General features: G+C 72.1%; 26 protein-coding genes. 7 read left to right on the forward strand and 19 right to left on the reverse strand.

Annotated elements, in window-relative coordinates:
- Positions 1 to 21: 21 nt before the first annotated feature.
- The 6 genes from CLV68_RS15895 to CLV68_RS15920 all read right to left on the reverse strand — a co-directional run bounded on the left by CLV68_RS15895 (position 22) and on the right by CLV68_RS15920 (position 5,338).
- Positions 22 to 1,068 (reverse strand): 3-oxoacyl-ACP synthase III family protein, encoded by a 1,047-nt coding sequence (locus CLV68_RS15895; protein ID WP_246009899.1) that lies wholly within the window; start codon positions 1,066 to 1,068, stop codon positions 22 to 24.
- Complete coding sequence (locus CLV68_RS15900) at positions 1,065 to 1,733, reverse strand: HAD family hydrolase (protein WP_121391473.1); 669 nt, start codon at positions 1,731 to 1,733, stop codon at positions 1,065 to 1,067. The genes CLV68_RS15895 and CLV68_RS15900 overlap by 4 nt, the downstream gene beginning before the upstream one ends.
- A 4-nt stretch (positions 1,734 to 1,737) precedes the next feature.
- Positions 1,738 to 2,532 carry an AfsA-related hotdog domain-containing protein gene (locus tag CLV68_RS15905; RefSeq protein WP_170224392.1) on the reverse strand — a complete coding sequence of 265 codons (795 nt, stop codon included), beginning with the start codon at positions 2,530 to 2,532 and terminating at the stop codon, positions 1,738 to 1,740.
- A gap of 192 nt (positions 2,533 to 2,724) precedes the next feature.
- Entirely contained in the window at positions 2,725 to 3,933 is a 1,209-nt protein-coding gene (locus CLV68_RS15910) for an MFS transporter (protein ID WP_121391476.1), read from the reverse strand.
- Positions 3,930 to 4,316, reverse strand: coding sequence for a carboxymuconolactone decarboxylase family protein (locus tag CLV68_RS15915; protein WP_121391478.1), 387 nt, complete (start codon positions 4,314 to 4,316; stop codon positions 3,930 to 3,932). Before CLV68_RS15915 ends, CLV68_RS15910 begins: the two co-directional genes overlap by 4 nt.
- The gene (locus CLV68_RS15920) at positions 4,313 to 5,338 is read right to left on the reverse strand and encodes an aldo/keto reductase (RefSeq protein WP_121391480.1); all 1,026 of its coding nucleotides are present in this window, start codon (positions 5,336 to 5,338) and stop codon (positions 4,313 to 4,315) included. Before CLV68_RS15920 ends, CLV68_RS15915 begins: the two co-directional genes overlap by 4 nt.
- A gap of 147 nt (positions 5,339 to 5,485) precedes the next feature.
- On the opposite strand from CLV68_RS15920, the gene CLV68_RS15925 reads away from it, so the two are divergent.
- Entirely contained in the window at positions 5,486 to 6,367 is an 882-nt protein-coding gene (locus CLV68_RS15925) for a helix-turn-helix transcriptional regulator (protein WP_121391482.1), read from the forward strand.
- Positions 6,368 to 6,695: 328 nt separating this feature from the next.
- Here the strand turns inward: CLV68_RS15925 and CLV68_RS15930 are convergent, their stop codons facing one another.
- Together CLV68_RS15930 and CLV68_RS15935 are read right to left on the reverse strand one after the other, a co-directional pair.
- Entirely contained in the window at positions 6,696 to 7,352 is a 657-nt protein-coding gene (locus CLV68_RS15930) for a response regulator (RefSeq protein ID WP_121391484.1), read from the reverse strand.
- Positions 7,349 to 8,488 carry a sensor histidine kinase gene (locus tag CLV68_RS15935; RefSeq protein ID WP_425454852.1) on the reverse strand — a complete coding sequence of 380 codons (1,140 nt, stop codon included), beginning with the start codon at positions 8,486 to 8,488 and terminating at the stop codon, positions 7,349 to 7,351. The genes CLV68_RS15930 and CLV68_RS15935 overlap by 4 nt, the downstream gene beginning before the upstream one ends.
- 165 nt (positions 8,489 to 8,653) lie before the next feature.
- Between CLV68_RS15935 and CLV68_RS15940 the strand changes: the two genes are divergently transcribed.
- Complete coding sequence (locus CLV68_RS15940) at positions 8,654 to 9,136, forward strand: DUF6326 family protein (RefSeq protein WP_121391488.1); 483 nt, start codon at positions 8,654 to 8,656, stop codon at positions 9,134 to 9,136.
- A gap of 264 nt (positions 9,137 to 9,400) precedes the next feature.
- Here CLV68_RS15940 and CLV68_RS15945 read toward each other — a convergent pair whose 3' ends face one another.
- The 7 genes from CLV68_RS15945 to CLV68_RS15975 form a co-directional block, all read right to left on the reverse strand.
- Complete coding sequence (locus CLV68_RS15945) at positions 9,401 to 10,267, reverse strand: SAM-dependent methyltransferase (RefSeq protein ID WP_246009900.1); 867 nt, start codon at positions 10,265 to 10,267, stop codon at positions 9,401 to 9,403.
- Positions 10,237 to 10,833 (reverse strand): cysteine hydrolase family protein, encoded by a 597-nt coding sequence (locus tag CLV68_RS15950; protein WP_121391490.1) that lies wholly within the window; start codon positions 10,831 to 10,833, stop codon positions 10,237 to 10,239. Before CLV68_RS15950 ends, CLV68_RS15945 begins: the two co-directional genes overlap by 31 nt.
- The gene (locus CLV68_RS15955; RefSeq protein WP_246009901.1) at positions 10,830 to 11,873 is read right to left on the reverse strand and encodes an isocitrate/isopropylmalate family dehydrogenase; all 1,044 of its coding nucleotides are present in this window, start codon (positions 11,871 to 11,873) and stop codon (positions 10,830 to 10,832) included. Before CLV68_RS15955 ends, CLV68_RS15950 begins: the two co-directional genes overlap by 4 nt.
- A gap of 87 nt (positions 11,874 to 11,960) precedes the next feature.
- A complete protein-coding gene (locus CLV68_RS15960; RefSeq protein WP_121391493.1) occupies positions 11,961 to 12,491 on the reverse strand; it encodes an EF-hand domain-containing protein in 531 nt (176 codons plus the stop codon).
- A 188-nt stretch (positions 12,492 to 12,679) separates the two neighbouring features.
- Complete coding sequence (locus tag CLV68_RS15965) at positions 12,680 to 13,336, reverse strand: maleylpyruvate isomerase family mycothiol-dependent enzyme (RefSeq protein ID WP_121391495.1); 657 nt, start codon at positions 13,334 to 13,336, stop codon at positions 12,680 to 12,682.
- 1 nt (position 13,337) lies between these two features.
- On the reverse strand, positions 13,338 to 14,564 hold the full coding sequence (locus tag CLV68_RS15970; RefSeq protein WP_121391496.1) for an RNA polymerase sigma factor: 1,227 nt from the start codon (positions 14,562 to 14,564) through the stop codon (positions 13,338 to 13,340).
- A 1-nt stretch (position 14,565) separates the two neighbouring features.
- On the reverse strand, positions 14,566 to 14,910 hold the full coding sequence (locus CLV68_RS15975; RefSeq protein WP_121391498.1) for a YciI family protein: 345 nt from the start codon (positions 14,908 to 14,910) through the stop codon (positions 14,566 to 14,568).
- 401 nt (positions 14,911 to 15,311) lie between these two features.
- On the opposite strand from CLV68_RS15975, the gene CLV68_RS15980 reads away from it, so the two are divergent.
- A complete protein-coding gene (locus CLV68_RS15980) occupies positions 15,312 to 15,653 on the forward strand; it encodes a hypothetical protein (protein WP_121391500.1) in 342 nt (113 codons plus the stop codon).
- Between the two features lie 83 nt (positions 15,654 to 15,736).
- On the opposite strand, the gene CLV68_RS15985 is transcribed toward CLV68_RS15980, so the two are convergent.
- Positions 15,737 to 18,541: an nSTAND1 domain-containing NTPase gene (locus tag CLV68_RS15985; RefSeq protein ID WP_147460015.1), complete on the reverse strand. Its 2,805-nt coding sequence runs from the start codon at positions 18,539 to 18,541 to the stop codon at positions 15,737 to 15,739.
- A 165-nt stretch (positions 18,542 to 18,706) separates the two neighbouring features.
- Here CLV68_RS15985 and CLV68_RS15990 point away from each other — a divergent pair, with 165 nt between their 5' ends.
- On the forward strand, positions 18,707 to 19,021 hold the full coding sequence (locus CLV68_RS15990; RefSeq protein ID WP_121391504.1) for an RNA polymerase sigma factor: 315 nt from the start codon (positions 18,707 to 18,709) through the stop codon (positions 19,019 to 19,021).
- A gap of 4 nt (positions 19,022 to 19,025) precedes the next feature.
- Here CLV68_RS15990 and CLV68_RS15995 read toward each other — a convergent pair whose 3' ends face one another.
- Positions 19,026 to 20,042: an AI-2E family transporter gene (locus CLV68_RS15995; protein ID WP_246009902.1), complete on the reverse strand. Its 1,017-nt coding sequence runs from the start codon at positions 20,040 to 20,042 to the stop codon at positions 19,026 to 19,028.
- Positions 20,043 to 20,323: 281 nt separating this feature from the next.
- Here CLV68_RS15995 and CLV68_RS16000 point away from each other — a divergent pair, with 281 nt between their 5' ends.
- On the forward strand, positions 20,324 to 23,368 hold the full coding sequence (locus tag CLV68_RS16000; protein WP_121391506.1) for an NACHT domain-containing protein: 3,045 nt from the start codon (positions 20,324 to 20,326) through the stop codon (positions 23,366 to 23,368).
- A 5-nt stretch (positions 23,369 to 23,373) separates the two neighbouring features.
- Here CLV68_RS16000 and CLV68_RS16005 read toward each other — a convergent pair whose 3' ends face one another.
- On the reverse strand, positions 23,374 to 24,684 hold the full coding sequence (locus CLV68_RS16005; protein ID WP_211346564.1) for an MFS transporter: 1,311 nt from the start codon (positions 24,682 to 24,684) through the stop codon (positions 23,374 to 23,376).
- A 204-nt stretch (positions 24,685 to 24,888) separates the two neighbouring features.
- On the opposite strand from CLV68_RS16005, the gene CLV68_RS16010 reads away from it, so the two are divergent.
- Positions 24,889 to 25,242, forward strand: a complete 354-nt coding sequence (locus CLV68_RS16010) for a nuclear transport factor 2 family protein (RefSeq protein ID WP_121391508.1) — start codon at positions 24,889 to 24,891, stop codon at positions 25,240 to 25,242.
- A gap of 172 nt (positions 25,243 to 25,414) precedes the next feature.
- Here the strand turns inward: CLV68_RS16010 and CLV68_RS16015 are convergent, their stop codons facing one another.
- Entirely contained in the window at positions 25,415 to 25,609 is a 195-nt protein-coding gene (locus CLV68_RS16015) for a DUF4926 domain-containing protein (protein WP_121391510.1), read from the reverse strand.
- 354 nt (positions 25,610 to 25,963) lie between these two features.
- Here CLV68_RS16015 and CLV68_RS16020 point away from each other — a divergent pair, with 354 nt between their 5' ends.
- Positions 25,964 to 26,266: a DUF4286 family protein gene (locus CLV68_RS16020; RefSeq protein WP_121391512.1), complete on the forward strand. Its 303-nt coding sequence runs from the start codon at positions 25,964 to 25,966 to the stop codon at positions 26,264 to 26,266.
- Positions 26,267 to 26,349 lie beyond the last annotated feature (83 nt).

Here is a 26,349-nt window from a genome sequence, read left to right on the forward strand (position 1 = left end):
TTTCCTTTCGTCGGAGGGGGTTCACCAGCGGATGAGGGACATGCCCATGGCCATGCCGCCGCCGAAGGCGGTGAGCAGGACCAGGTCGCCCTCGGCGATCTCGTGCTGGGCGGCGGCCAGCGTGATGGGCACCGAGGCGGCGCCGGTGTTGCCGTAGCGCTCGAAGGTGACGTGGGTGCGGGCGGTCGGGAAGGCCAGGGTGCGCTCCAGGTCGGCCAGCATGTGGCCGTTGGCCTGGTGCGGGACGAAGTGCGCGACGGTGTCGTCGGCGTACCCGGTGCTGGCGAGGAACCCGCGCACCGCGCCGGGGACCTCGCGGTCGACGAACTCGCGCACGGCGCGGCCGTTCATCGTGAAGTAGTGCGCCCCCGCGGCCAGCGACTCCTTGGTCGGCGGGACGCGGCTTCCGCCACCGGCCACCTCGATCAGGCCCGCGTGCTGCCCGTAGCTCGACAGCGACGAGGCGACGATGCCGCGGCCGGGCCGGGTCGGGCCGACCACCACCGCGCCCGCGCCGTCGCCGAAGAGCACGGCGGTGCGCCGGTCGGTGGGGTCGAGGATCCGCGAGTACACGTCCACCCCGACCACGAGCGCGTGCCCGCCGTCGGCGACGAGCCTGCGCGCGGTCTCCAGGGCGTACACGAAACCGCTGCACACGGCGTTGACGTCGAACGCGGCCGCGTTGACCGCGCCCAGCTTGTCCTGCACCACGCACGCCGTGGCCGGTTGCGGCGAGTCCGGTGTGGACGTGGCGATGATGATCACCGACAGGTCGGTGGCGGCCAGCCCGGCCCGCTCGAGCGCCTCCTCGGCGGCGGGCACCGCCAGGTCCGAGGCCGCCTGCCACGACGCGGCCCGGCGCCGGGCCAGGATACCGGTCTTGCGCTCGATCCACGACGTCTCCACGCCGACCTCGGCGGCGACGACGTCGTTGCCGACCTCCTCCTCGGGCAGGTAGGCGCCGCAGCCGAGGATGCCGATGCCCGAGGTGGGCATGGGCGTCTGGTGCACGGCGGGGCCGTCGGTCGCCTCCGCCAGCGCGCACCCGCAGAAGCAGTCCTGGCTCACGCCGCCACCCCCGCGAGCCGCAACCACCGGTTGCTCTCGGCGTGCCTGCCCAGTTCCGGGTCGGCACCCACCACGACCGGGTGGCCGACCTCGCGCAGCAGCGGCAGGTCGCTGACGTGGTCGCCGTAGCCGAAGCTCAGCGGCAGCGAGAGGTCGAACCGCTCGGCCACCTCGCGCATCGCGACCGCCTTGACCGCGCCGATCACCGACCGGTCGACCGCACCGGTGAGCAGGCCGTCCGCGCCGACCTCGGGCCGGGTGCACAGCAGGTGGTGCGCGCCGAGCGCGTCGGCGAGCGGCCGCAGGCAGGCCGGGAACGACCCGCTCACCAGCACCACCCGGTGGCCCGCGAGCCGGTGCCGGACCAGCGCGCCGACCACCCGGGGGTTGATGAACCCCGGTGTGCGGCGGCGCTGCTCGAACCACTCCCGGCCCTGCAGGTCCACCAGGTCGGCGGGCACGCCGCGGTAGATCCGGTAGTACTCGCGGTTGGCCTCGGCGCGGGGCAGCCCGCCCCCGGCCGCGGCCTGCTCGAACGCGGCGAACCGCTCGGCCTGACCGAGCCGGGGGCTGCGGTCGTCGGCGAGGTGGAATCGCAGGAAGTCGAACATGCTCTTGCCGGTGATCAGCGTTTCGTCTATGTCGAAGAAGGCGGCGACTCTCATCGGTTCAGCACTCCTTCGCGGTGGTGCGACCGACCAGTGATTCGACCGCGCTCGTCGCGCGGCGCAGTTCCGAGCGCTTGATCCGGCGATCTTCGAAAGCGGCGAAACGGATATCGGCGTGCGCGGCCACCGCGCCGGACTGGGCCAGTTCCATCCGCACCCGGAATGTCATCCGCTCCGGGTCCTGCACAGCGGACTCGACGATCTCGCAGGTGAGCCGCGCGGGCAGCGGGAACAGGAACGACTCGAAGGTCAGGTCGATCGAGTTCCACACCACGTAGTAGTGCCGCTCGGGGTGGCGCACGCCGTGCTCGGCCTCGAACACGGCGATGAACATCTGCCGCATCGCCTCGGTGACGACCATGCCCTGCACGTGCTGGCCGGTCTGGTGGTCGAGCAGCAGCTCGTTCTCCCCGTGCACCACCAACCCGGCCACCCAGTGCCCGGCCGCGACCGGGCGCAGGTCCGAGAGCAGCACGTTCTGCTCGCGGTGCTTGTGCACCAGCGACCTGGCCACCGGCGCGCCGTCGATGCCGAGCACCACGGTCTCGTTGGCGTTGCCCCGCTTGGCGAGCACGCTGTGCAGGTAGTCGAGCTCGTACTCGCCGACGCCCTGGCCGACCACGATCGCCTCCGGCACCGGCTCGCCGCGGCGCAGGTCGGCGACGAGCTGGCTCAGGGTGTGCACCCCCGGCACCGCCCGCATCCCGGCGAACCGGTCCCCCACCAGGCAGACCACCGTGGCGCCGACCTGGTCCTCACGGCTGGCTAAGTCGATCCCGCTGCTCGCGCTGGACATGACAAATACCCCCTCAGGTATCACGTGCGTTTTCGTCGATGATTTCGATACCCGCGCCGGAACAGATCCGTCCGACGCTGGAACAATTCCCCGTGGGACGCGCCAACGCATCCCCTACGAGTTCGAACGTAACACGTACTTCGTGACACGAGTTGTGAAGTGCGTCAGGATGCTGCCAGTTGCCGCCTCGGCTCAGCCTTCGTTGTGCCGGGCTTTCCGGGAGACCAGCAGGACAATCAGCGCGGCGGCGACGAGAACCGCGCCGACCGCCGTGACGGAACCGACTCCGGCGGACTCCACGGCGATACCGCCGCCGAGCGCGCCGAGGGCGATCGAGGCGTTGAACACCGCGACGTAGACCGAGGACGCCGCGTCGGTGGCCTCCGGCGCCGACCGCAGCACCCAGGTCTGCAGGCACACCGGCAGCGCCGCGTACGACAGGCCCCAGGTCACCAGCAGCACGACCGCCGCGATGGTCGAGGAGCCACCGGTCAGCGAGATCACCAGCAGCGACGCGGCCAGCAGGGCCACCGAGCTCACCAGGGCCCGGCGCAGCCCCTTCGCGATGGCGCCACCGCCGAGGAAGTTGCCCGCGATGCCCGCCGCGCCGAACACCAGCAGCAGCACGCTGACCATGCCGGGCGAGATGCCCACCACGTCCTCGAGGTAGGGCGTGACGTAGGTGTAGGCGAGGTAGTGGCCGATCATGGTAAGTGCCGCCACCGCGATGGCCACCAGGAACGGGCCGTTGCGCAGCAGTTGCGGGATCGCGGCCAGACCGCCGCTGTTGCGGGCCTGCATGGACGGCAGCAGGACCAGCACCGCCACCAGGACGAGCAACCCGGCCCCGGCGGCCGCCAGGAACGCGACCCGCCAGTTCGTCGCCTGACCGATGGCCGTGCCCAACGGCACCCCGACCACCGAGGCGACCGAGATCCCGCCCAGCACCACGGACAGGGCGCGCACCGCGTTCCTCGGCTCGACCAGGCGGGTGCCGACCGCCGGTGTGGTGGACCAGAACACGCCGTGCGCGAAGGCGATCACGACCCGGCCGAGCATCAGCACCAGGTAGTTCGGCGCGACCGCGGAGATGACGTTGCCCAGGACCAGCAGCCCCAGCAGCGACACCAGCAGCGTGCGCCGGTCCATCCGCCGCACCCACGAGGTCAGCGGCGCCGCGGTCAGCGCCGCGATACCGCCGTAGACGGACACGACGAGCCCGGCGATGCCGACGGGCACACCCACGCCCGCGCCGATGGACGGCAGCAGGCCGACGGGGAGCAGTTCGGTGGTGACGAACAGGAACGTGCCGAGGCCCAGGACCCAGACCGCGGGCCAGGAGCGGGGGTCGGTGTCCTCGACCGCGGCGGGCGGGCGGGTCGTGTCGGGTTGGGCGGTCATGGTGTTGCCTCCTGGGAGTCGGCCGCCGCGAACAGCTCCTTCGCCTGGTACAGCGCGTTGAGCGAGCGGGGGATCCCGACGTACGGGGTGAGGTGGACGAACAGCGCGACGATCTCCGCGCGGGTGGCGCCCGCCCGCAGCGTGGCGGGGATGTGCGTGTCCAGCTGCGGCCCGCAGCCGCCCTGCGCGGCCAGCAGCGCCAGGGTGACGAGCTGGCGGGTGCGCAGGTCGAGGCCGGGCCTGCTGACGATGTCGCCGAAGGCGTACTCGACGATCGTGGTGCCGAAGCGGTCGTCGAGCGGGGCCACCGACGCGATCACCGCGTCCGGGTCGATGCCCAGGCCCAGCATGACCTCCCGGCCGACCTGCTCGCGCTCGCTCATGCCCGGGCCTGCTCGGTGCTTGCCGGGCCGGTGACCGGCAAGGTGGCGGCCGGGTAGCGCTGCCCGTGCACCTTGTCGGGGGCGAAGGCGGCGTCGAGCGCGGCCACCTCGGCGTCTGTGAGGGTGATCGCGGCGGCGGCCAGGTTCTCCCGCAGGTGGTCGAGGCGGCGGGTGCCCGGGATCGGGATGACGTCCACGCCCTGCGCCAGCACCCAGGCGAGGGCGATCTGCGCGTGGCTCGCGCCGTGGCGCTCGACGACCTGGTCGATCGCGCCCAGCAACGGCAGGTTCGCGGCCAGGTTGGTCTCGGTGAAGCGCGGGTTGGTGAAGCGGAAGTCGTCCTCGGCGAGGCCGTCGCGGTCGCGCAGTGCGCCGGTGAGGAAACCGCGGCCCAGCGGGGAGTACGCGACCAGCGCGGTGCCCAGCTCACGGGCGGCGGCGAGGACACCGTCGGTCACCACGTCCCGGGTCCACAGCGACAACTCGCTCTGCACCGCGGCGATGGGGTGCACGGCGTGCGCGCGGCGCAGCGTGGCGGCGTCGACCTCGGACAAGCCGATGTGGCGCACCTTGCCCGCCTGGACGAGCTCGGCGAGCGCGCCCACGGTGTCCTCCACCGGCGTGGTGCCGTCGAGGCGGTGCGCGTAGTACAGGTCGATGGTGTCGACGCCGAGCCTGCCCAGGCTGGCGTCGCAGGCGGTGCGCAGGTAGCCGGGGCTGGAGTCGTTCCACCGGCGCTCACCGTCGCGGCGGATGCCGAACTTGGTGGCCACGAACGCGCTGCGGGTGCGCAGGACCGCGCCGACGAGCCGCTCGTTGTGCCCGCCGCCGTACATGTCGGCGGTGTCGAGCAGGGTCACGCCCGCGTCGATGGCGGCGTGCAGCACCTCGGTCGACCGCGCGTCGTCGTGCGCGCCGTAGAACTCGCTCATGCCCATGCAACCGAGGCCGAACAGGCCGACCGGGTCCCCTCCGAGGATCCTGGTCCGCCCGGCCTCTGGGGGTTGTGCTGTCTCGCTCATGCCGCCAACCCTGCTGGCCCGCGCGGCGCGGCGGCAGGACGCGATCCACCCTGGGAGTCGGCTACCCGGGTGCGCCGTCACTAGGAGTGCGCTGCCTGGGTGCCGCACACCCAGGCAGCGGCCGGGCGCCCGTGGCAGCATGGGTCCATGGCGCAGCAGACGGACCTCAGCACCTTCCTGCGGTCGCGCCGGGCGAAGGTCCGGCCCGCCGACATCGGGTTGACCAACGGGCACACCGTCCGCCGCACGCAGGGCCTGCGGCGCGAGGAGGTCGCCGCGTCCGCCGGGGTCAGCGTGGACTACTACACGCGGCTGGAGCAGGGGCGCGAGCGCAACCCGAGCATCGCGGTGCTGGAGTCGCTGGCCACGACCCTGCTGCTGGAGGGCGAGGAACGCGACCACCTGTTCCGGCTGGCCGCGCACACGGGCAACCGCGCCCAGGCCACGCCGCCCGCCCCGCGCGCCGTGCGGCCCGCCGTCCGCAGGCTGCTCGACACCGTGACCCCGTCCCCGGCGTACGTGCTGAACCGGTGGAACGACATGCTCGCCGCCAACCCGGCCGGGCTGGCGCTGCTGGCGGGCCTGGACGAGTGGCCGCCCGCGCGCCGCAACACGGTCCGCTACATCTTCCTGCACCCGACGGCGCCGACCCTGTTCGAGGACTGGGGCTCGATCGCCCACAACGCCGTGGCGCACCTGCACGCGATGGAGGGCCTGCTGCCGGGCGCCCCCGCGCTGCAGACCCTCGTCGACGAGCTCAGCGAGCAGAGCCAGGAGTTCCGCGCCCTCTGGCAGCAGCACGACGTCCGCAGCCTGTCCACCGGCCGCAAACTGCTCAACCACCCCAACGTCGGCCGGATGGCCCTGACCTACGAGGTCCTCGACATCACCAACGACCACCAGCGCCTGGTCATCTACCAGGCCCCCGTAGGCACGGTCGACCACGACTCGATGATGCTGCTCAACCTGGTGAACCCCAGCGCGGAGACCACCGCGGAGCGCCCCAGGCGCCGGTCGGACCAGCGCTGATCGTCCACTGTGGAGCATCGCCGCGGGTGGTCCGCCGCGGTGCACCAGGTCGCCAGCACCGTTGGCAGTCTTGGCTCCTGGCTCGACCACTACACCTGCTCCACCTATAGAGCTTCTCCGCAGAGGCCGGTGCAGGCGCGGACAACCGCGACGGTGCCGATTCCTCTGTCTCGCGGTGGTGCTGGTCGCGGGGAGTCCGGGCTGGGTCGAGGTATCGCGACGGTGATGGAGGCCATAGTGGACACTCACCTAGACCTCCTGACAACCGCACTGGGGTACCCCCGGGCGCACTGGGGAGGAGTACGTGCGGGCAGGCGTCGGGGTTGGGTCAGGTTCCTGCTCGGCCGGTGTCGTACGCCCACATCGCGATCTCGACCCGGTTCCTGGCGCCGATCTTGGTCAGCAGGCTGGCGACGTGGGTCTTGGCGGTGGTCAGGCCGATGAACAGCTCCGCGGCGATCTCGGCGTTGGTGCGGCCACCGGCGACCAGGGCCAGCACCTGCTCCTCGCGTTCGGTGAGCGGCTCGATCGGTTGGGTCCGTCGGGTCGACGGGTCCCTGGCGGCGAGGGTGGCGAGCAGTCGGCGGGTGATGTTCGGTGCGATGAGGGCGTCGCCCGCGGCGGCGGCGTGGACGGCCTGGACGAGCAGGTCCTGACCGGCGTCCTTGAGGAGGAAGCCCCGGGCGCCCGCGCGCAGCGCGCCGTGGACGTACTCGTCGAGGTCGAACGTCGTGATCACCACCACCGCGATCGGGTCGGGGACGCCCCGACCGGCGAGGAGCCTGGTCACCTCGATGCCGTCGAGCCCGGGCATCTGGATGTCGACCAGGCACACGTCGGGGCGGAGCCGGTGCGCCAGCTCGACGGCGGCGTGGCCGTCGGCGGCCTGGCCGACGACCTCGATGTCGGGCCGCGCGTCGAGGATCATCGACAGGCCGGTGCGCACCAGGTCCTGGTCGTCGGCCACCAGCACGCGGACCGTCATCGGCGCACCTTCACGGGCAGTTCGGCGTCGACCGCCCACCCGCCCCCGGGAGCGGGACCGGCCCGCAGCGTGCCGCCGAGCATCTGCACGCGCTCGGTCATCCCCAGCAGCCCGAAGCCGTGGTTCACCGACCGCCCTGGGGTGATCTGTCCGTCGTCGGTCACGCGCAGTCGCAGCCTTCCCTCGGCCGCCACGACCCGGATCCGCACCAGCGAGGCGTCGCGGGCGTGCCGCAGGGCGTTGGTCAGCGCCTCTTGCGCCAGCCGGTAGACCGCCGCGTCGACCTGGGGTGGGAGTTCGTCCAGGTCGTCCGGCAACTCTACGTCGACGACCGGGGCCGGGGCGCGGCGAGCGAGCGACACCAGGTCGGCGACGCCGGGCTGGGGGCCGAACGCCGCGGGTGCCCCGTCGCGCAGCACCCGGACCATCGCCCGCATCTCCGCGAGCGTCCGCGACGCCTCCCCCTCGATGGCCGCCAGCGCCTCGAGCGCCGCCTCGGGTCGCTGCCCGGCCATCGCCTGGCCCGCCTGCGCCTGCACGGCGATCGCCGAGACGTGGTGGGCGACGATGTCGTGCAGCTCGCGCGCGAGGCCGACCCGCTCCTGACCGCGGACCTGGTCCGACGCCCGGCGCCTGCTCTCGGCGCGGTAGCGCGACGCCGCCCCGCACGCCGCCGCCGCGGCCAGGACGGCGAACCCGCCGTAGACCTCGGCGGGCCCGACGTGGTCGGGGACCATGCCGATCCCCGCGGCGACCGCCACCACCGCCAGCCCGAAGACGATCTCGCGCCCGGAGCCCCAGCGGACCAGCGCGTAGACGAGCACCAGGACGTAGACCATCGTGTCGAGGCCCAGGCTCGGGACCCCGCCCAGCAGGTCCGCCAGTCCCAGCGCCAACGCGGTGCCGAAACCCACCGCGACACAGGCCAACGGGTGGGTGCGCCGCCACAGCATGACCGGCGCGATCCCGACCGCCACGATCGTCGCGAACGGCCGCCAGGCGACGTCGTCCCGGAGGACTCCCTCGAGCAGCGCCGCCACCACCAGCACCCCGACCAGCACCCAGTCGCGCGACACCCGTTCGGGAGCGCTCGTGGCGCGGGGTTCGGCCCACAGCGACCTCAGGGCGTTGGTCATCACGCACCCAGCCTAGGGACCGCCGGGGCGCCTGGTACCGACCGAAAGAACGAGACGCCCGTCCTCCCCACGGTCGAGGCCGGTCCGACCTCGACGTCGATGTGCCCGCGGCCGGGCTCGGCGATCGTTGACCCACCGATCCGCACCACGACTACGGAGCCCATGATGAGCACACCCCATCCCACCACTCTGGACGACCCGCGGATCCCGGTGCGGGCCAAGCTCGCCGCCGCGTGGACGAGCTTCATGTTCCTGTACGTCTACGTGGACATCCTCAACTTCTACACCCCCGGCGTCATCCCGGAGATCCTCGCTGGCAAGATCTTCGAGTTCGACATCTCCCAGACCTTCTCGACCACCGCGCTGGCCCTCATGGCCATCCCGATCCTCATGGTCGTGCTGTCGATGGCGCTGCCTGCCAAGGCGAACCGCCGCACGAACCTCATCGTGGCCTCGGTACAGATCCCCTTCGCGGCGTTCAACCTGGCGGGCGAGTCCTGGACGTTCTTCTACGGCCTCGGCTTCGCGCTGGAACTGGTCGTTCTCGCCTTCGTCCTGCGGTGCGCCTGGACCTGGCCCCGCACCGCGCCGTCGGCGACCACGACGATGAGCCCCGACCGGGGAACCGTTCGCGCCCAGCACCCGTGAACCCGAGAACGGCCCCGTCCGGTTCGGAGTCATCCGTGACTGCCACCCGTCCGGCACACTTCTCCGCCGTCGCCTGAGACACGAGCAGGTCCGCCCACGCGTGCGTCCGAGCGTGGGCGGACCTGCTCGTCTGCTCCGGGCGCGCGGGTTCGGGCGCCACCCCCGTGGCGGAAGGCCGACGACCCGCTCAGCCCCTGGGCCCCTCGATCGCACCATGGTGGTGGCCGACGCCGAGCCGACAGGTGAGTCGAGACCTGTCGGGAGTCAGGTGGTGCTGGGTTTGGTCGCGAACACCCAGCGGTTGCCCGCTAGGGCGTCGTTGGGTTCGGGGTGGGGGCCGCGGCCGTGGTGGAGGGTGAAGTCGAAGGGGGTGTGGGTGGTGGTGGACCAGCCGCGGGTGTGGAGGTGAGCGGCGGAGTCGGGGCGGGGGTCGGGGTTGAAGAGGGCGAGCAGGTCGATGCCGGTGTGGTCGCGGGTGGCGGTGTAGACCGGGTTGGCGCGGGCTTGCGGTGAACCGAGGCCCAGCTTGATCTCGTAGGCGAGGTCGCTGCCCGGCGCGGTGAGCGAGTCCACTGTGGACATCAGGTGTCGTTCTGCGGCCGCCGGGAGGTAGAGCAGGATGCCCTCGGCCAGCCAGGTGCTCGGGGCGGTGGGCGAGTAGCCGCTGGCCAGCAGGGCGGAGGCCCAGTCGCCGCGCAGGTCGGTGGAGACGGATCGGCGGGTGGCGGGGGCCTTGGCGAGGACGGTGTCCTTGAAGGCGAGCACTTCCGCGCGGTCGACCTCGTACACGACGCAGCCCTGGGGCCAGTCCAGGCGCAGGGCGCGGGAGTCCAGGCCGGCGCCCAGCAGCACGACCTGGCGGCTGCCCGCGCGGGTGGACTCGAGCAGGAAGTCGTCGAAAACCCTGGTGCGCAAACCGAAGTAGCGGCACAGGCGGCCCCACAGCGGGTTCGCGTCGCCGTCGGGGACGTCGTCGATGCTGGTCGGCCACTCCGCTGACGCGCGGGCGGCGCGGACGAAGCGCTCGGCGTACTCGTCGCGGGCGAGGGAGTCGGGGCGGCGGGTCTCGATGGCGCGGCCCGCCGCGACCATCAGGGCGGTCAGGCCGACACCGTGTTCGACGCCTGCCACAGCTCCTCCTCCTCGGTCAGGGTGGTGATACGCGCGCCGTACAGGGCGGCCATGAATCCCAGGATCGTGTCGTTCGGAAGGCGCAGGGCGGTGACGCAGTCCGCCAGGACTGTGATGTGGAAGCCCTTCTGGAACGCCGTTCGCGCGGTGGAGTCGACGCAGACGTCGGTGTAGAGGCCGGCGAAGACGAGGTGGTCGAACGGGTCGGTGTAGGCCGCGAACCCCGGGGTGAGGAACGCGTCGAAGCAGGCCCGCTTGGTGAAGACGCGTTCGTCTGGGGCGGGGGTGAGGTTGTGGAACTCCGCGCCCCACGAACCGGTGCGGCACTTGGGCTGCTTGCCCAGGGCGGCGTCGCGCTGCCGCCAGCTCGGGCCCTGGTACGCGGCATCGCCCTCGAACCGGACGAAGACGACCTCGACGCCATGGGCCCGCGCCGCGTCGACGGCCCGCGCCGCGCCCGCCGCAGCCGACTCCACCGCCGCGGTGTCGCCGTTGAACTTCGCCGCGACCGCCGGACCGGTGCAGAAGTCGTTCTGCACGTCGATCACCACCAGCGCCGTGCTCATCGGGCGGACTCGACGCACTTGAGCAGCGCGTCCAGCATCGACGTGGTCGAGTCGGCACCGCCGAGGTCCGGCGTGGACACTCCGTGCGCCACGGTGGCGGTGATCGCGTACTCCATGGCCTCGATCGCGCCCGCGCAGCCGCCGTGCCGTTCCGCGATCGCCGCTGTCGCGCGCACTGTGGCCACGGGGTTGACGATGTCGCGGCCCTCGATGTCGTCGGCTGAGCCGTGGACGGTCTGGTATTCGAGCAATCCGCGCGCGCCGGGGTCGAGGTGCGCGTTCTCGGTGAAGCGGTTCTCCTGCCGTTCACGGCCGAAGCGGTCGAGCAGGAACGGGTGCATGACATCGGCCCACTCGTTGCCGCCGATGATCATCATCCGCGGGGAGAGGCCGTGTTCGATCAGGTTGCGGTTGACCGTGTCCGGCTGCGCGAGGACGATGTCCACGCCGAGGCGGGCCGCGCTCTCGGCCACCCACTCGCCGAGGGCGCCGTCGAGCAGGTGGAACTTGTAGGCCATGACGATCTGGTCGGCCCCGGTGTCCGGCCACTGCCGCCGCGCCCGCTCGACGGCGAAGGCGATGACCTCGTCGGTGATCTCCCGGCTGAACTGCGTCGTGCGGGACACCGCGCCGGGTGAGTGCGTGTTCTCCCCCGTGTAGAACCCCTGCGCCTCGTCCCGCACCAGCAGCAGCGCCGCACCGGTCGACTCGATGACGTCGACTTTCACGGCCCGCAGCCGCTGCCGGACCAGGTACAGCGACTGGGCGTTGATGGCGGTCCGGAAAACCGCCTGGATCCCGGCAGCCGCCTGGGTCCGGCAGAACTGCTCGTAATGGGCGGCGTCGCCCTCGGTCAACTCCCGAATCTGCTCAGGACTCAATTCCTTGAGCGAGAAATAGGAATGGTAGATCCGGGGCGAACGGACCACGGAGAACCGGGTTCCCCACACCTCTCCCAGTGTGTCGAGCGTCCGCTCGAACACCCGCGCCAACTCCAGACCGGTACCCCGGCCCACGGCGAGTCCGACAACCGATTTCACCGCACTCCCCACATCGACACTCCCCACATCGACACTCCCCCACATCGACTCGCATCGATCAGCATCGGACGGCGGGCCGGGGGCTGGTCAGGCGGACGGCGAGACCAGCCGGTCGCCCGCGATGCCCGCCTTCTCCGGCTGGTAGTAGTCCTTGATGCCCTCGACCCAGGTGGCCACCCGGACCTGATCGGCCTCCGACGGTCCGAACGCGTCGAACAGCGCGTGGATGTTCTCGCCGCGGAACCCGATGGCCGACATCAGCTCGGCGAACACCGGCCGCTCGATCAGACCGTCCCGGTCCGGGTCGCCCAAGGCCCCCAACGCCTCGGCGAACTCCGCCACCGTCGCGTCGAACCGCTCCGGCGACAGCGTGCACGCGGAGAACTCCTCGAGCGAGACCAGCCCGTCGCGGTCGGCGTCCAGCTCCGCCTCCAACGTTTCCCAGTACTTCCGGAATGCACCCGCCATCCGCTCCTTGTCGGCCTCCGCCGACCCGCTCGCCGCCGCGACCACCCGCCGCGCCATGAGGTCGAAGTCCCCGGAGTCGAGTTGGCCGCTGCCGTTCGCGTCGAAGAGCCGGAAGATGAGCTCGACCCGCTCGACTGCCTCGCTGCGCATGAAACCTCCGAGAACTCTGTTCGATACCTCATTCAACTATGTCAGAGCCCTCACCCATTTCTCGATCGCAAGTCGATGTTCATCAAAAAGGATGAGATCTTCCGCGGGTGATCGCGGACAGTGGTGCCGAATAGGCCGTCGGGGTGGCGCCAGGTCGAATCCGTTCGCCAGGTCGGCGCCTGCACCCGCTAGCTGCCCGACAGCCCACGCAGGCGCGTCAGCCCCGGGCCGGAGAGGGCGGGCAGGCCAGCGGGACGGCCGGTGGCGACCAGGAGGAGGTCGGCGATGGGGCCGTGGATCCGGGCGGGGTGGTCGGCGGTGGTGGCCGAGGTCCAGTCCCGGTCGGTGGCGGTGAGGGTGGCGCCGTTGAGGCGGCGCCGAACGCCGTAGAAGGGGCTGGCGAGGACGTGGGTCAGGGCGGCCTCGGTCTGGGGGCCTGCCATCGGGCGGGCGCGGTCCAAGGGGCGGGCGATGTCCTGGCCGTGGACCAAGGCGTCCACGAGGGGGTCGTGGAGCGCGGACAGGGGTGCGCGGCGCGGCGAGTGGGCGGTCTCGCGGAGTTGGGCGACGAGCTCCGCCGGGGTGAAGCGGGCGGCGCGGGCGCGGGCGGTGTCGGCCTCCATCCGGTCGAAGTCGCCCCTGGCGCGGATGATTCCCCCGAGGAACAGGGGAAGCGTGGTTCGCGTGGACAGGGTGAGGTGGGCGGCCAGGTCGTGCACGGTCCAGCCCGCGCACAGCGACGGGGCTCGCCACTCGGCGTCGGACAGGTCGTCGAGCAGGTCGGCGAGGCTGAGGCGTTCGGCGGCGGTCCAGGACAGGACCGTGCTGTCGGGGGTGGTGGGCATGTCAGTCCTCGAGGGAATCCAGGCGCGCTCGGAACAGCGCGCGGTCGGGCTCGGTGGCCGCGTGGTCGAGAGCGAGCCGGTAGGCGGCGATGGCCTCAGGGGTGCGGCCGAGGCGGGCCAGGAGGTCGGCTCGGGCGGCCAGGTAGGGGTGGTGGTGGCGTAGGCGCGGGTCGTCGGCGAGGTCGTCGAGGAGGGTGAGGCCCGCGGCGGGGCCGTCGCGCATGGCTATGGCGGCGGCGCGGTTCATGGCGATGACCGGGGACGGGACGAGGACGTGGAGGACGTCGTAGAGGGCGACCACCTGGGGCCAGTCGGTGGTGGTGATGTCGGCCGCCTCGTCGTGCAGGGCGGCGATGGCGGCTTGGACGCCGTAGCGGCCTGGTGGGCCTGCCAGGGCCTGGGGCAGCAGCGCGAGTCCTTCCTCGATCATGGTGCGGTCCCAGGTGCCGCGGTCTTGGTGTTCGAGCAGCACCGGCACGCCATCGGGGGTGGTCCGGGCGGCTCGCCTGGCGTGGACCAGCAGCATCAGCGCGCGCAGACCGATGACCTCCCGGTCGGGGAGCAGGCGGGCCAGCACGGTGATCAGCCGGATGGCCTCCTCGGCGAGGTCGAGGCGTTGCAGGTGCGGGCCGGAGCTGGCGGCGTAGCCCTCGGTGAAGATCGAGTACAGCACCTGCAGGACCCCGGGCAGCCGCGCGGGCAGCTCGTCCGCGTCGGGCACCCGGAACGGGATGCGGGCATCGCGGATCTTGCGCTTGGCCCGGGTGATCCGCTTCGCCATCGTCTCCACCGGCACCAGGTACGCGCGCGCCACCTCGGGCGTCGTCAGCCCGGCCAGGCAGCGCAGCGTCAACGCGCCCCGGTCCTGCTCGGCCAGCGCCGGGTGCGCGCAGGTGAAGAACAGCTGGAGCCGGTCGTCGGGCAGCCCGCCCTCGGGCGCGGGCGGCTCGGCGCGCTCGGCCTCGACCCGCAACCGCGCGAGCCGGGCGGTGCGGGTCTGGTCGCGCCGCAGCCGGTCGACCGCCTTGCGCCTGGCCGTGGTCATCAGCCACGCGCCCGGGTTGGGCGGCACCCCGTGCGCGGGCCAGTGCGCGAGCGCGGCCTCGACGGCGTCGGACGCGGCTTCCTCGGCCAGGTCCAGGTCACCGAACCGGCGGGCGAGCGCGGCGAGCAGGCGGCCGTGCTCCTCGCGGAACACGGCCGCCACGGTGGCCCGTTCGTCGGCCACCTCAGAACTCGGCGATCGGCCGGACCACCACCGAACCGCTGCCGAGCGCCCCGGGGCAGCGCGCGGCCCAGTCCAACGCCACGTCCAGGTCGGGCACGTCGATGACGTAGAACCCGCCCAGCACCTCCCGCGTCTCGGCGAACGGCCCGTCGGTCACCACCCGCGTCCCGTCCGCGGCGACCCGCACGGCGGTCGCGGTGACCAGGTCGGCCAGCGACTCCCCCGACACGAAGATCCCGGCGTCCTTGACCGCCTTGTCGTAGACCACCCAGTCCTCGACCGTGCACTCCGCGGCCCCACCGCTCACGTCGACCGAACCCGCGTTGATCAGCAGCATGTACTTCACCAGGGCACTCCTCATCCGACCGTCATGTCCCGCCCGGCAGTATCGCCGGACGACACCACTACGCACGGGACCCCGCCGGATGGACACCTGGCCCGAACTTCTCCGAGGAAGTCGTCGAGGACAGTTGACGAGGTCGCCTCGGCGACGCGGGCGGGCGAGTGGTCGCGGGCGCTCGCGATGTCGCGTGTTCAGGGGGCGATGCCTTGGGCGAACGGGATGTGGACGCGGTCGTCAACCGTGCGTTGTCGGCGGCCCGCACGTGGTCACCCACGGCACTCGGCCTCGGATGGATGGCCGAGAGGTGGGGTGATCAGATCGCCCGATCAGCTGATGGCCGGGGCTCGTGGCGTCGGTAGCGTTCGGGACTCCCCGGCACACTCGCACCTCACAGGATGGTCAGAATGAGCCGCACCCCGTTAGCCCGCGCGCTGGCGCTCGTCACCGCCGCCGCCGCGGTCACCCTCTTCACCGCCCCCACCGCGAGCGCCGCCTCCGGCGCGACGGCGACGTGCTGGGTCTACCCAGGTGCCACCTTCCTCTGCAACTCCGACATCCAGAGCTGGGACGACGAACTGGGCACCGTCACCTGGTACATCAACGGCGTCCCGAGCAGCTACCCCCGCGCCCGGCAGTCGACCGGCGTCCGGTCGTGCGTCCCGGGCACGGTGCTCAACGGCGTGGTCAAGTACTGGGACCAAGGCGGCGGCGCCAACGGCTACGCCACCGCGACCTGCCTGGCCTAGCCCTCGCGGCACGGCTTCCGGCCCCTGTGGGTGTTCGCGTCCACCGGGGCCGGACTCGTCGCCCGGGTGGTTGTAGGAGGCGACTACGGGACCGCGCAGGGGGCGGTGTAGTCGGTGTCGGGGAAGTAGTGGGTCCACTCGGCCGGGGTGATGGGGCGTAGGGCGCGTTGGCAGACCCAGCCTGCTGCTGTGGGGGTGTCGGTCGGCCACAGGAGGCCGGGGCCGGTGTCGGGGAGGATGGTGAGGGACTTGCTGTCCGGGGCGAAGGTCGCGCTGCCGAGGTTGAGGTTCGAGGCGGGGTGGATCGCGTGTTGGCGGGGGTTGTCGAGGTCGCTGATGTCCCAGACCTGGACGGTTTCGCGGTTGGCCAGGGCGAGGGACCGGTTGTCGGGGGCCAGTGCCAGCGCGACCAGACCGGGTATGCGGCCACCCGCGCGCGGGTGGAGGGGATCGGTGGTGTCCCAGAGGCGGGTGGAACCGCCCGTGCCGACCGCGAGCCTCGCGTAGCCGTCCTCGATCGAGGCGACGATCGGTGCGGAGGGCGAGAGCGCGGCGTACTTGTCGAGCGAGGGGCCAGCGGCCACGAATCGCTGTGACGGGTGGACAGCGTCGGTGAGGTCCCACAGGTGGACTCCCGCACCGGAGTCCTGCGTGACGAGGTTGCCCGCGCGGTCGAACCCGACGACGTCCTCCCCGACACTGAAGTGGGACCGTTCGACCGGGTGAGCGGGGTCCCGCACGTCGAGGACGCGGACGATGTGGTTGATGACCGGCGGGCCCGCGCCGCCGTCGACGATGTCCGATCTCTCGACGAGTACCAGGATCGGCTCAACGGGGCTGAAGTGCGGCTCCAGCCAGTCGGCCGAGGGTACGACGGCCACCACCGCCGGTGTGCCGGGATCGGCCACGTCCAGCAGGTACACCGGTCCCTGCGCGACCTCCAGCGCCAGCGTCCGGCCAGCGGTGTCGATCGCCATCCGGCCGACCGGCGGGAGACCCGGTACGACGTGGGAGAAGCTGGGGGTGGACGCTCCGTTGAAGTCGAAGACCTTGAGGGCGCCGCCGGAGGCGGTGTAGAGGTAGCGGCCGCCTGGGTGGAACAGGACCTGGTGCGTCTGCTGGAACTCGCCGGTCTCGTTGGCCTGGCTGAACGCCGCGACCACGTCGAACAAGCCCCCCAGAGTGTTCGGGTCCGGCCGTAGCCGGTAGGCGGCGAGCGCCACCTGACCGGCGAGGGACGGGTCGGCGGACCGAAGCGCACGCGCCTGGACCACGGCCTGGTCGACCACTGCCTCGGTCGCGCGGCGGTCGTTGTCCGCCGAGGTGCGCACGGCGTAGACACCGACCGCGGCGAGGACCACGACCAGGGCGACGGCGGCGACCACGCCCAGCCTCCGGCGGCGGCGGTTGGCGGTGCCCGCGGTGTGGGCCGCGGCGAGGAAACGGCGCTGGGGGGCGGTGACCAGGTTGGGGTGGGTGACGAGCAGTTCACGCGCCCGCGTGAGCAGGGCGCCCCGGTAGAGGGCGGCGGGATCGCGGTCGAGGTCCTGCCAGGTGCGGGTGGCGTCGACGAGGTGGCGGTGCACGCGCAGGGTGTCGCGGTCCTCGGCGAGCCAGGCGCGCAGCCGCGGCCAGTGGGTGATCAGGGCCTCGTGCGCGGGTTCGACGCTGTCGCGGTCGAGGGTGACGAGGCGGGCGGCGGCCAGGGTGTGCAGGACGGCGGTCGTGTCGGGGTCGCGGTCCCACTCGTCGCGCGGGACGCGGCGCTTGGTGTCGTCGCCGTCACCCAGGGCCACGAGCCGGGTGAAGGTGGCCTTGGCGATTGCCTGCCCCTGCTCGTCGAACTCGGAGTAGACGGTCTCGGCGGTGCGGGCGATGGCGTGGTCGATGCCGCCGGTGGCGGTGTAGCCGTCGAGGGTCAGCGTGATGCCGCGGCGGCGGTGCCACGTCTCGAACAGGGCGTGCGAGAGCATCGGCAGGACACCGCGACGGCCCGCGGCGTCGGCGACCAGGCGGGTCACAAGTTCGGCCTCCAGGCGATGCCCGCGCGCGGTGGCGGGCGCGACGATGGCCTCGCGCAGTTCGTCGACGCTGAGCCCGCCGAGCAGGACCAGCCCGTCGCGCAGGGCTTCCACCAGCGGTTCGTGCTCCGCGCAGTGCCCGTAGAAGTCGGCGCGCACCCCGAGCAGCACCCTCGTCCGACCCGAGGCGGCGACCAGTGCCCGCACGAACCACGCGCGTTCCCCCGGGTCATCGCAGAGGGTGAACAGCTCCTCGAACTGGTCGACGATCAACAGTGCACCCTGCACCGGCCCCAGGAGTAGTGCCAGGTTCGCCGGGTCCGCGCGCAACTGCTCGTGCACCTCGACCGTGGACCGACCCACCAGCCCGGAGACGCGGACCGCGCACTCCTCGACCGGGCGGGCGCCGGGGGTCAGCACGAGGACCGGGCCGGGCCAGCGCACGGCGACACCCGCCCGCAGCACCGAGGTCTTGCCCGTGCCCGACGCGCCGAACACGCCGACGAACCGCCGCTCCCCCAGGCGGTCGAGCACCTCGCGGACCGCCCGGTCCCGACCGAAGAACACCTCGGCGTCGCCCTCGTGGAAGGCGAACAGCCCCTGGTAGGGGACGGCCGGGTCGTCCTGGCGCGCGGGGTGGGTGTGTTGCGCTTCCGCTTCCCGCCAGCGCTGCTCCCACTCCCGCGCGTCGCCGCCGCAGGCACGGACGTAGGCGAGGGTGACGGCCAGGGTCGGCAGTTTCCGCCCGGCCGCGGCATCGGACAGCGCGGCGGCCGAGTAGTGCGCGCGGGCACCCAACTGGCGGTAGGTCGGAGAACCCGCCAGCCGACGCAGTTCCCGCAACGCCTCAGCGAACCCCACCAGCACCGGGTTTCCAGGCTCGATCGGACGTTCGTGTCGCGGCATGCGCTCGTCTCTGTTCGCAACCCGTTGACCAGGGATTCGAGGCAGATCGTGAACAACGCCGGACACGCTACACAGGTGGCCGAGACGGGCGATGGCGTGAAAGCGCCTCGGCGAGGGGAGAACCCGGTGACCACCGAACTCGAGTTGATCAGGAGCGCCCGAGCGGGGTGCGCGAGGGCGTTCGGCGAATTGGTGCTGCCGCACCACGCCGCGGCGTGCCTGCTCGCCGAGGCCATGGGAGCGGGTGAGGACACCGAGGACGTCGTGCGGGCCGCGGTGCTGCACGCCCTGCGCCGCGCCCACACCCTGCGCGCCGGAGCCCGGTTCCGCCCCTGGCTGCTGGCCATCGTGGCCGACCTGACGCGCACCCTGCACCGACGGCACCAGCGAGCCGCGGCCGCCGGTGGGTCGGCGTCGAGCGTCGAGCGGGTCGCCACCTGAGCCGCTAGGCGTCGGGGGCCGGGGTTCGGGCGGGTTTGGCGTCGAGCAGGGCGTTGACCCAGCGGGCGCGGGGGTCGACGTCGACCAGGAGGGCTTTCGCCAGCAGGGTGAGCGGGATGGCCAGTACCGCGCCGAGCGGGCCGAGCACCCAGCCCCACAGGATCAGGGAGAGGAAGGTGGCGGTCACCGACAGGCCGACGGCGTCGCCGACGAACCGGGGCTGGATCACCGACTGGAGCAGGAAGTTCATCCCGCAGTACAGGACGATGACCCAGGTCATCAGCGGCCAGCCGCCCTGCAACAAGCCGAGGACGGCGGGTGGGGCGACGCCGAGGATGAAGCCGATGGTGGGGACGTAGTTCGTGATGAAGGACAGGACTCCCCACAGGAACGGCAGGGGGATGCCGAGCACGGCGAGCCCGATCACGTCGTACACCGCGACCAGGAACCCGAACACGGTCGTGACCCACAGGTAGCGGCGGACGTCGCCAGCGAAGGAGACCAGCGCGGCGGCGACCCGCGGCCGGTCGGCGGCGACGACGTCGTGCCTGGCCTTGGTGGTGGCCGCGTCGATGCCGAGGAACAGCAGGACGGAGAGCAGGAAGACGATCCCGCTCAACAGGTCGAGCGCCGAACCCAGCCAGCCGAGCAGCTTGCCGGGATCCTTGATGTCCACCGCGGCCAGCAGGGTGTCGACCCGGTCGAGCAGCGCCTGCGCCCGGTCGGCGTAGCCGGGCACCAGGTCGGCCACCCCGGCCGCGGACACCACCAGCACCACCACCATCGCGGCGAACCCGAGGTAGATGATCAGCACCAGCACACCGGTCGCCGCCCACGACGGCCACCCCCGCGCACGCAGCCACTCCGACACCGGCCGCACCGCCACCACGATCATCATCGCCAGCAGCAGCGGTCCGACCAACCACGCGGCCAGCGACATCCCGGCCACCACAACGATCCCAGCCGCACCGGCGACCAGGATCACCACCGCACGGGGCAGTCCCCGCTCCACGTCATCCACCCGGCTGAAGTTAGGGACCACCCGCCCTCCACCGCCTCCCCCACGACGAATGAGCGCCACTGGCACGAGTGGCGCACCTGCCGCTTGCGGTAGCCACGCCTGCCGAGATCGAACCCGGTGGACAGGCGGCACGATCTCGACTCCTCTCCGCGTTCAGCGTCCCGGACGTCGAACCCGGTGGGCTCTGGCCCTGCTGGGAACGACGCAGCAGACTTGGTGGTGGGTGGTGCTTCCGCCGTGGGGACTGCCGATGTTGGCGCGTCGTGGATCGGGGGTGTCGGGTGACGGGCAAGGTGGTCGGGTGGTTGATGGCGGCGTTCGTGCCTCCCTCGGTGGCCGCTGGGGTCTGGCACGACTTGGTGCTGCGGCACCCGATCGCCGCGGCCGGGGTGGCTCTTGCTTATGAGTTCGTCGTGGGTGTGGTGGCGGTCGCGGGGCGGGTGGGGTCGGATGTGTTGGGGCGGTGGGAGAAGCGGGCCGCCGACGCGGTGGACGGTGCGGCCGGGCGGCGGGTGAGTCGGTTCGATCGGGCGTACCGGGACGCTCTGGCAGGCGGGTTGCGCTACATCGACCTCAAGGGCGTGCCGACGATCACCCCGTACGCGCCGGAGCTCGACGAGGTGTTCGTCCACCCGCACCTGGTGTCGAAGGCGCCGCACCAGGTGCCGGCCGGGTTGATCGGGGGGCCGCGGGCGGACACGGTGGAGCGGCAGTCGTTGGGGGACTTCCTGGACCGGCGGGCGTCGTCGTTGGTGGTGTTGTTGGGTGGGCCGGGGTCGGGGAAGACGACGTTGGTGCGGTTCGTGGCCAAGGCGTTGTGCGGGCGGCGGCGGGCGGTGCCGGTGCTGATCCCGTTGCGGGACCACGCGGCGAAGATCCTGGCGGAGCCGGGGATCGCGCTGCCCGCGTTGATCCGGGCCACCCTCGGCGCCGGGTTGGTGGAGCCGGCGGGGTGGTTCGAGCAGCGGTTGCGCGACGGCGCCTGCACCGTGCTGCTCGACGGGTTGGACGAGGTCGCGGACGCGGGTGACCGGCGGCGGATCGCGGACTGGATCGAGGCGCAGGCGGGGCACTACTCGCGCAACGACTTCGTCATCACCGCCCGGCCGCAGGGCTACCTCCCGGCACCGGTCAACGGCGCCACCGTGCTGCACGTGCACGGCTTCGACGAGGAGCAGGTGACGCACTTCCTGAAAGCCTGGTACACCGCCGTGCTGGTGCGCGACCGCCGCGCCCAGGACGCCGGGGTGCGCGCGGCGGCGGCCGCCGAGGACCTGCTCGACCGGCTCGCCGCGGCCCCGGCGCTGCGGGACCTGGTCACCAACCCGCTGCTGCTCACCATGATCGTGATCGTCGACCGGCACCGGGGTGCCCTGCCCGGCTCCCGGGCCCGCCTGTACGCCGAGATCTGCACGATGGTGCTGTGGAGCCGGGCGGAGTCCAAGCGGTTGCCGACCAGGCTCTCCGGTGACGACCAGGAGGCCCTGCTGCGGGTCATGGCGTTCGCGATGATGCGCGCCCGCGTCACGCACCTGCCGCACGCCGAGGCGGTGGCCGCCATCCGGCCGGTGCTGCGGCGCATCTCCACGGCGATCACCGCGGAGCGGTTCCTCGGCACGGTGTTCGGCAGCGGTCTGGTCGCCGAGCCGGAACCGGCCACCTACGCGTTCGTGCACCACACGTTCCAGGAGTACCTCGCCGCCGCGCACATCCGGGAGACCGGCGACACCGCGACCCTGGTGGGTGGGGTCGACGACCTGTGGTGGCAGGAGACGACGGTGCTGTTCTCGGCGGGCGCCGATATCGACGCGCTGGTCGTGGCGTGCCTGGAGTCGAGCAGCGTCGCCGCCCTGTCGCTGGCGTTCGAGTGCGTCGCGGCGGGTGGGCGGCTCGCGCCGGAGTTGCGCGCGCGGCTGGAGCGGATGCTGGAGTCCGCGTTCACCGCCGACGCCGAGCCGGACCGGCGCAGGTCGATGGTGGGTGTCCTCGTGCGCCGCAACCTCAACCGGGTGGCGCGCACGCGCTCGGGCAGCAGTGTGTGCCTGTCCCCCGTGACCAACGGCATCTACTGGCTCTACGAGTCCGACACCTTCCAGACCACACCGGGACCCGGCTCGCGCGCCGACCGGGACCTCCCCATCACCGGGGTGCGGGGCACCGCGGCGTGGGCGGTGGCGCGGTGGCTGTCCGAGGTGACCGGGGTCGTGTACCGGCTCCCCACCGCCGACGAGGTCCTCGACCCGGCGGTCTCCCGTGCCGTACCCGCGCGCCTCGCGACCGGCGTCACGGCCAGCGTCTGGCTGGACCCCGCCGTGGCCGGTGCGCGGCCGACGCTGTTCGTCCCGCCCGGCGCCGGTCACCCGCACGCCGTCGCCCGCGACACCGTGGCCGACCACGTCCGCTCCGACATCGCCGACTCCTCCGCCAGCCTCGTCCGGCTGCTGGTGCTGCGCGCCGCGGTGTCGGCCAGGGTGCTGTTCAACGGCATCGGGCAGATCCCGGTGCTCGACATGGCCGCGGACGTGGTGCTCGACCACCTCTTCGACCTGTGCCGGACCCTGCGCCACGCCGAGGCGCTCGACACGGGGGCGGCGCCGCGGATCGACATCGGCGCCGCGCGCGTGCTGGCCGAGGCGCTCAACGACGGCAGGCAACCGCAACGCGGCCCGATCGCCGAGTTCCGGTCGCGCGCGCTCGACCTCGTCGCCCAGTTGGACACGGTGGTCGGGCAGGCGTGTGCCGAACTGTCGCCGCTCGACCGGGCGCTGCTGCTGGACCTGGCCCCGGCGCGCGTGCGCGACCAGGGCCCCTACGCGGGCAGCGCGCTGGAGGTGGAGTTCGAGTGGCGGCTGGACCACGTCATGGGCGGGGTGCTCGCCGCCGCGGCGGCGGCCGTGCTGCGCGCCGACACCGATCCCGCGCAGTGGCCGGGTGAGCTGGCCAGGACGCTCATCGCGGACGCGGGCATGCTGGAGCCCGTCCTCGTGGTCCCACCCGACGAACTGGTGGACCGGGTGCTCGGCGGCTGCGCCCGGTTGCTGGCCCGGCTGGACCGGGTCGCGCCGGGCGAGACCAGGTCACGGCAGGTGGTCGAGCGGCTCGTCGAGCGGGTGCGGGAGGCCACCGACGGCCGCGACACCGCGGCCGCGCCCACCGCGACAGCCATCCGGGTCGCCTCGCTGTGCCTGGCCGCGGAGTGCCGCGGGTTCGCCGATCACGGCCTGGTGGCGGCGTTCCAGGAGGTCGCGGCCGGGATCACGCTGGTGCAGCGCAGGGCATCGGGTGTGGAGCACGGGACGGAGACGATCGTCCTGGCGTCGGGGTGACCCGCTCACAGCGGCACGCCGCGGGTCTCGCGCGCGGTGGCGTACGCGACCAGGCTGATCAGGCACAGGACCATCACGTACGCGGTGAACAGGTAGGTCTTGCCCGCCTCCGCGAGCGCCACCGAGAGGTACGGCGCGGTGCCACCGAACAGGGCGACCGTGACCGAGTACGGCGCGCCGATGCCCGCGGTGCGCACCTGCGTCGGGAACATCTCGGCCATGGCGATCGGGCCGACCGCGCCGTAGCAGGCGAACAGCAGCATGCCCGCGGTCATGACGACCCCGAGGGTCCACGGCGAGTCGTCCAGCAGCGCCACGGCGGGCCCGATGCCCACGGCGTACCCGGCGGCGAAGACCACCAGCAGCGGTTTGCGGCCGACCCGGTCCGACAGGGCACCCAGCAGCGGCAACGCGCCGATCATGGCCAGTTGGGCGATGATCGCCGTCCACTGCACGACGCGCGTGTCCGCTCCCAGCGTGTTCCGCGCGTAGGACGGCAGGTAGACCACGAACATGTAGTAGGCGATCGTGGCGCCCGTGGTGAAACCGACGACTCGCAATCCGCTGGTGGGGTGCCTGCGCAGCACCTCCCAGGTCGGTCTGCGGACGCCGCGATCGCGGTTGGCGAGGTATGCCTCGGTCTCGTCCAGGCCGCGGCGCAGGTACAGGCCGTAGACGCCGATGAGCGCGCCGCAGGCGAAAGGGACGCGCCAACCCCACGCCACGAGGTCGTCGTGGGAGAGCACGGTGGTCAGCAGCATGTCGACGAGCGTGACGGCGAGCAGTCCGAGCATCGCGGTCACGTAGGCGAAGCTGGAGTAGAACGCCCGGTGGCGCGGTGGCGCTACCTCGACCAGGTAGGTCGTCGCGGCAGCGAACTCGCCTCCGGTCGACAGGCCCTGCGCGGCACGGGCCACTACGAGCAGAACCGGTGCCACCACGCCGATGTCGTCGTAGGTGGGGGTGCCCGCGATGAGCACGCTGCCGCCCGCCATGAAGAACACCGACAACGTCAACGCCGAGCGACGACCGTGCTTGTCGGCGAACCCGGCGAGCAGCACACCACCGAGCGGCCGGAAGAGGAAGCCGACCGCGAACACCAGCAGCGCCTGCAGTTGCGCGGTTCCCGGCTCCCCCGAGGGGAAGAAGCGGTCGGCGAAGTACACGGAGAACACGGCGTAGGCATTCCAGTCGAACCACTCCAGCGCGTTGCCCAACGACGCCGCCACCAGACCGCGCCGCGACGGCGTCCTGCGGCTGCGGTCCCGGGGCAGCGCGCCGCCGTGCGGTCTCCCCGGTGTGGCGGCACTGGCCACGCGAACCTCCGTGCACTCGAAGCAACTCCGCCACGCCCCCCGCGGCGACCTCGACAAGTGATCCAACGCACACCGTCCCACACCCGTTCCCCCACGTCCGCCACTCCACCCCTAAGGACGCAACTCCACGCGTTTGTCCACGTTCTGTCAGTTCCCGAGCGGCGCCCTCCCCCGGTATCCTTCAGCCGACGTGCTGGGGGTGCCGTGACCGATCAAGCACCAGTCCTCCACTACTACCGACTCGTCGACGCGGGCGACTTCGGCGCACTCGCCGCGTTGTTCACCCCGGCTGCCGTCTACCGCCGACCCGGCTACCCCGACCTCGCCGGACGCACCGCGATCGAACACTTCTACCGCCACGAACGCCTGATCCACCACGGCGAGCACACACTCCAGTCCGTGCTGCACGACGGCCCCCGCTACGCGGTACACGGCCGATTCGACGGAGTACTGCGCGACGGCACAACCGTCTCGATCGAGTTCGCCGACTTCTTCACGGTTGACGGGGATGGCGGGTTCGTCAGCCGGACGACGTTCTTCTTCACTCCCCTGGTTTAGCCGCCGAACGTGTGGCTCAGTGGTTGGCCGTCCACAACGGACTCAAGGAGCGTCGAAGACGACCCGCGCCGTGTTCTTGTGGTGAGCGAGAAGCACCGGGTCCACCGCGAGCAGCGGCGCGGACGCCGTGGACGTCTCGCTGACGGTGTTGCTCGACCACCCGAGGGCGGCTTCAGCACCGTTCAAGGTCGTCGGGCGCGATTGGTCCCAGGAACCGGGTACGGCCATCCTCGTCGACGACCTCGATCTCGTACCTCAGGTCCGGATCGCGAAGGATCGCGACCACCGCACCGATCGCGCCCGCGTCAAGTCCTTGTTCCGGCAGTGCCGTCTTGACGCGCACCACGTCGAACAGGTCAAGCATCATGACCACTTCACCGCCGGCGAGGGGTTCAGCGGCAGGTCGACGGCGAGACTCTCGATCACGGTGGCCGCGGTGGCGGTCTCACAGTGCCACAAGGCACACCGCCCACTGGATCGACAGCGTGCTGTCGCGCACTCCGGCCCCTCACATCGGTTCGGGCAACGACTGGCCAGGTGCGTACCTGCCGCGGCTTCGCTGGTAGTGCTGGACCCTAGCGATACTCCAACATCCGCGCCTGCCATCACGGTGCCGAACGGTCGTGATAGTCCCCTGGGCTGAGGATCGGGTCGCTGGTGGCCCGCACCGCCTGGTGACGGGGCCAGTCGGCTCTGGTTGGTCGTGCGGTAGAAAGGCGGCATGACCGTCATCTACGCCGTCCGGGTCCAGTTCACCGATGAGGCCGTTCGCGACAGCTACCTGAAGTGGGTCACCGGTGGCCACGCGGCGGCCGTGGTGGCGGCGGGGGCGCGGTCGGCTGAGGTGTTGGCGCTTGCGGATGGGGGGCTGGAGATGCGGTACACCTTCACCGACCGGGCGGCGTTGGCGGCGTATGAGGCGGGGCCCGCGGTCGCGTTGCGGGCCGAGGCTGGCGAGTTGTTCCCGGCGGACTCGTTGACGGCGACGCGGAGTACCGGGGAGGTCGTCGCCAGGTTCGGCTGATCACGAACCCCGGGGCAACGTCCGGCGGCGTGGGACGTCCCAGGGGATGACCCCGGTTCTGGGGGCCGGGCGGGAATCGGTGA

The sequence above is a fragment of the Actinokineospora cianjurensis genome (genome assembly GCF_003663795.1).
Classification (GTDB): domain Bacteria; phylum Actinomycetota; class Actinomycetes; order Mycobacteriales; family Pseudonocardiaceae; genus Actinokineospora; species Actinokineospora terrae.

What these genes read in the sequence shown, in the direction of transcription:
- CLV68_RS15930 (WP_121391484.1), bottom strand. Translation starts at nt 7,352, where the DNA reads ATGACGGTCCGCGTGCTGGTGGCCGACGACCAGGACCTGGTGCGCACC.
- CLV68_RS15905 (WP_170224392.1), bottom strand. Translation starts at nt 2,532, where the DNA reads ATGTCCAGCGCGAGCAGCGGGATCGACTTAGCCAGCCGTGAGGACCAG.
- CLV68_RS15965 (WP_121391495.1), bottom strand. Translation starts at nt 13,336, where the DNA reads ATGCCCACCACCCCCGACAGCACGGTCCTGTCCTGGACCGCCGCCGAA.
- CLV68_RS15960 (WP_121391493.1), bottom strand. Translation starts at nt 12,491, where the DNA reads ATGCGCAGCGAGGCAGTCGAGCGGGTCGAGCTCATCTTCCGGCTCTTC.
- CLV68_RS15900 (WP_121391473.1), bottom strand. Translation starts at nt 1,733, where the DNA reads ATGAGAGTCGCCGCCTTCTTCGACATAGACGAAACGCTGATCACCGGC.
- CLV68_RS16020 (WP_121391512.1), top strand. Translation starts at nt 25,964, where the DNA reads ATGACCGTCATCTACGCCGTCCGGGTCCAGTTCACCGATGAGGCCGTT.
- CLV68_RS15925 (WP_121391482.1), top strand. Translation starts at nt 5,486, where the DNA reads ATGGCGCAGCAGACGGACCTCAGCACCTTCCTGCGGTCGCGCCGGGCG.
- CLV68_RS15940 (WP_121391488.1), top strand. Translation starts at nt 8,654, where the DNA reads ATGAGCACACCCCATCCCACCACTCTGGACGACCCGCGGATCCCGGTG.
- CLV68_RS15920 (WP_121391480.1), bottom strand. Translation starts at nt 5,338, where the DNA reads ATGAGCGAGACAGCACAACCCCCAGAGGCCGGGCGGACCAGGATCCTC.
- CLV68_RS15910 (WP_121391476.1), bottom strand. Translation starts at nt 3,933, where the DNA reads ATGACCGCCCAACCCGACACGACCCGCCCGCCCGCCGCGGTCGAGGAC.
- CLV68_RS15980 (WP_121391500.1), top strand. Translation starts at nt 15,312, where the DNA reads ATGAGCCGCACCCCGTTAGCCCGCGCGCTGGCGCTCGTCACCGCCGCC.
- CLV68_RS15950 (WP_121391490.1), bottom strand. Translation starts at nt 10,833, where the DNA reads ATGAGCACGGCGCTGGTGGTGATCGACGTGCAGAACGACTTCTGCACC.
- CLV68_RS15915 (WP_121391478.1), bottom strand. Translation starts at nt 4,316, where the DNA reads ATGAGCGAGCGCGAGCAGGTCGGCCGGGAGGTCATGCTGGGCCTGGGC.
- CLV68_RS15935 (WP_425454852.1), bottom strand. Translation starts at nt 8,488, where the DNA reads ATGACCAACGCCCTGAGGTCGCTGTGGGCCGAACCCCGCGCCACGAGC.
- CLV68_RS16015 (WP_121391510.1), bottom strand. Translation starts at nt 25,609, where the DNA reads ATGATGCTTGACCTGTTCGACGTGGTGCGCGTCAAGACGGCACTGCCG.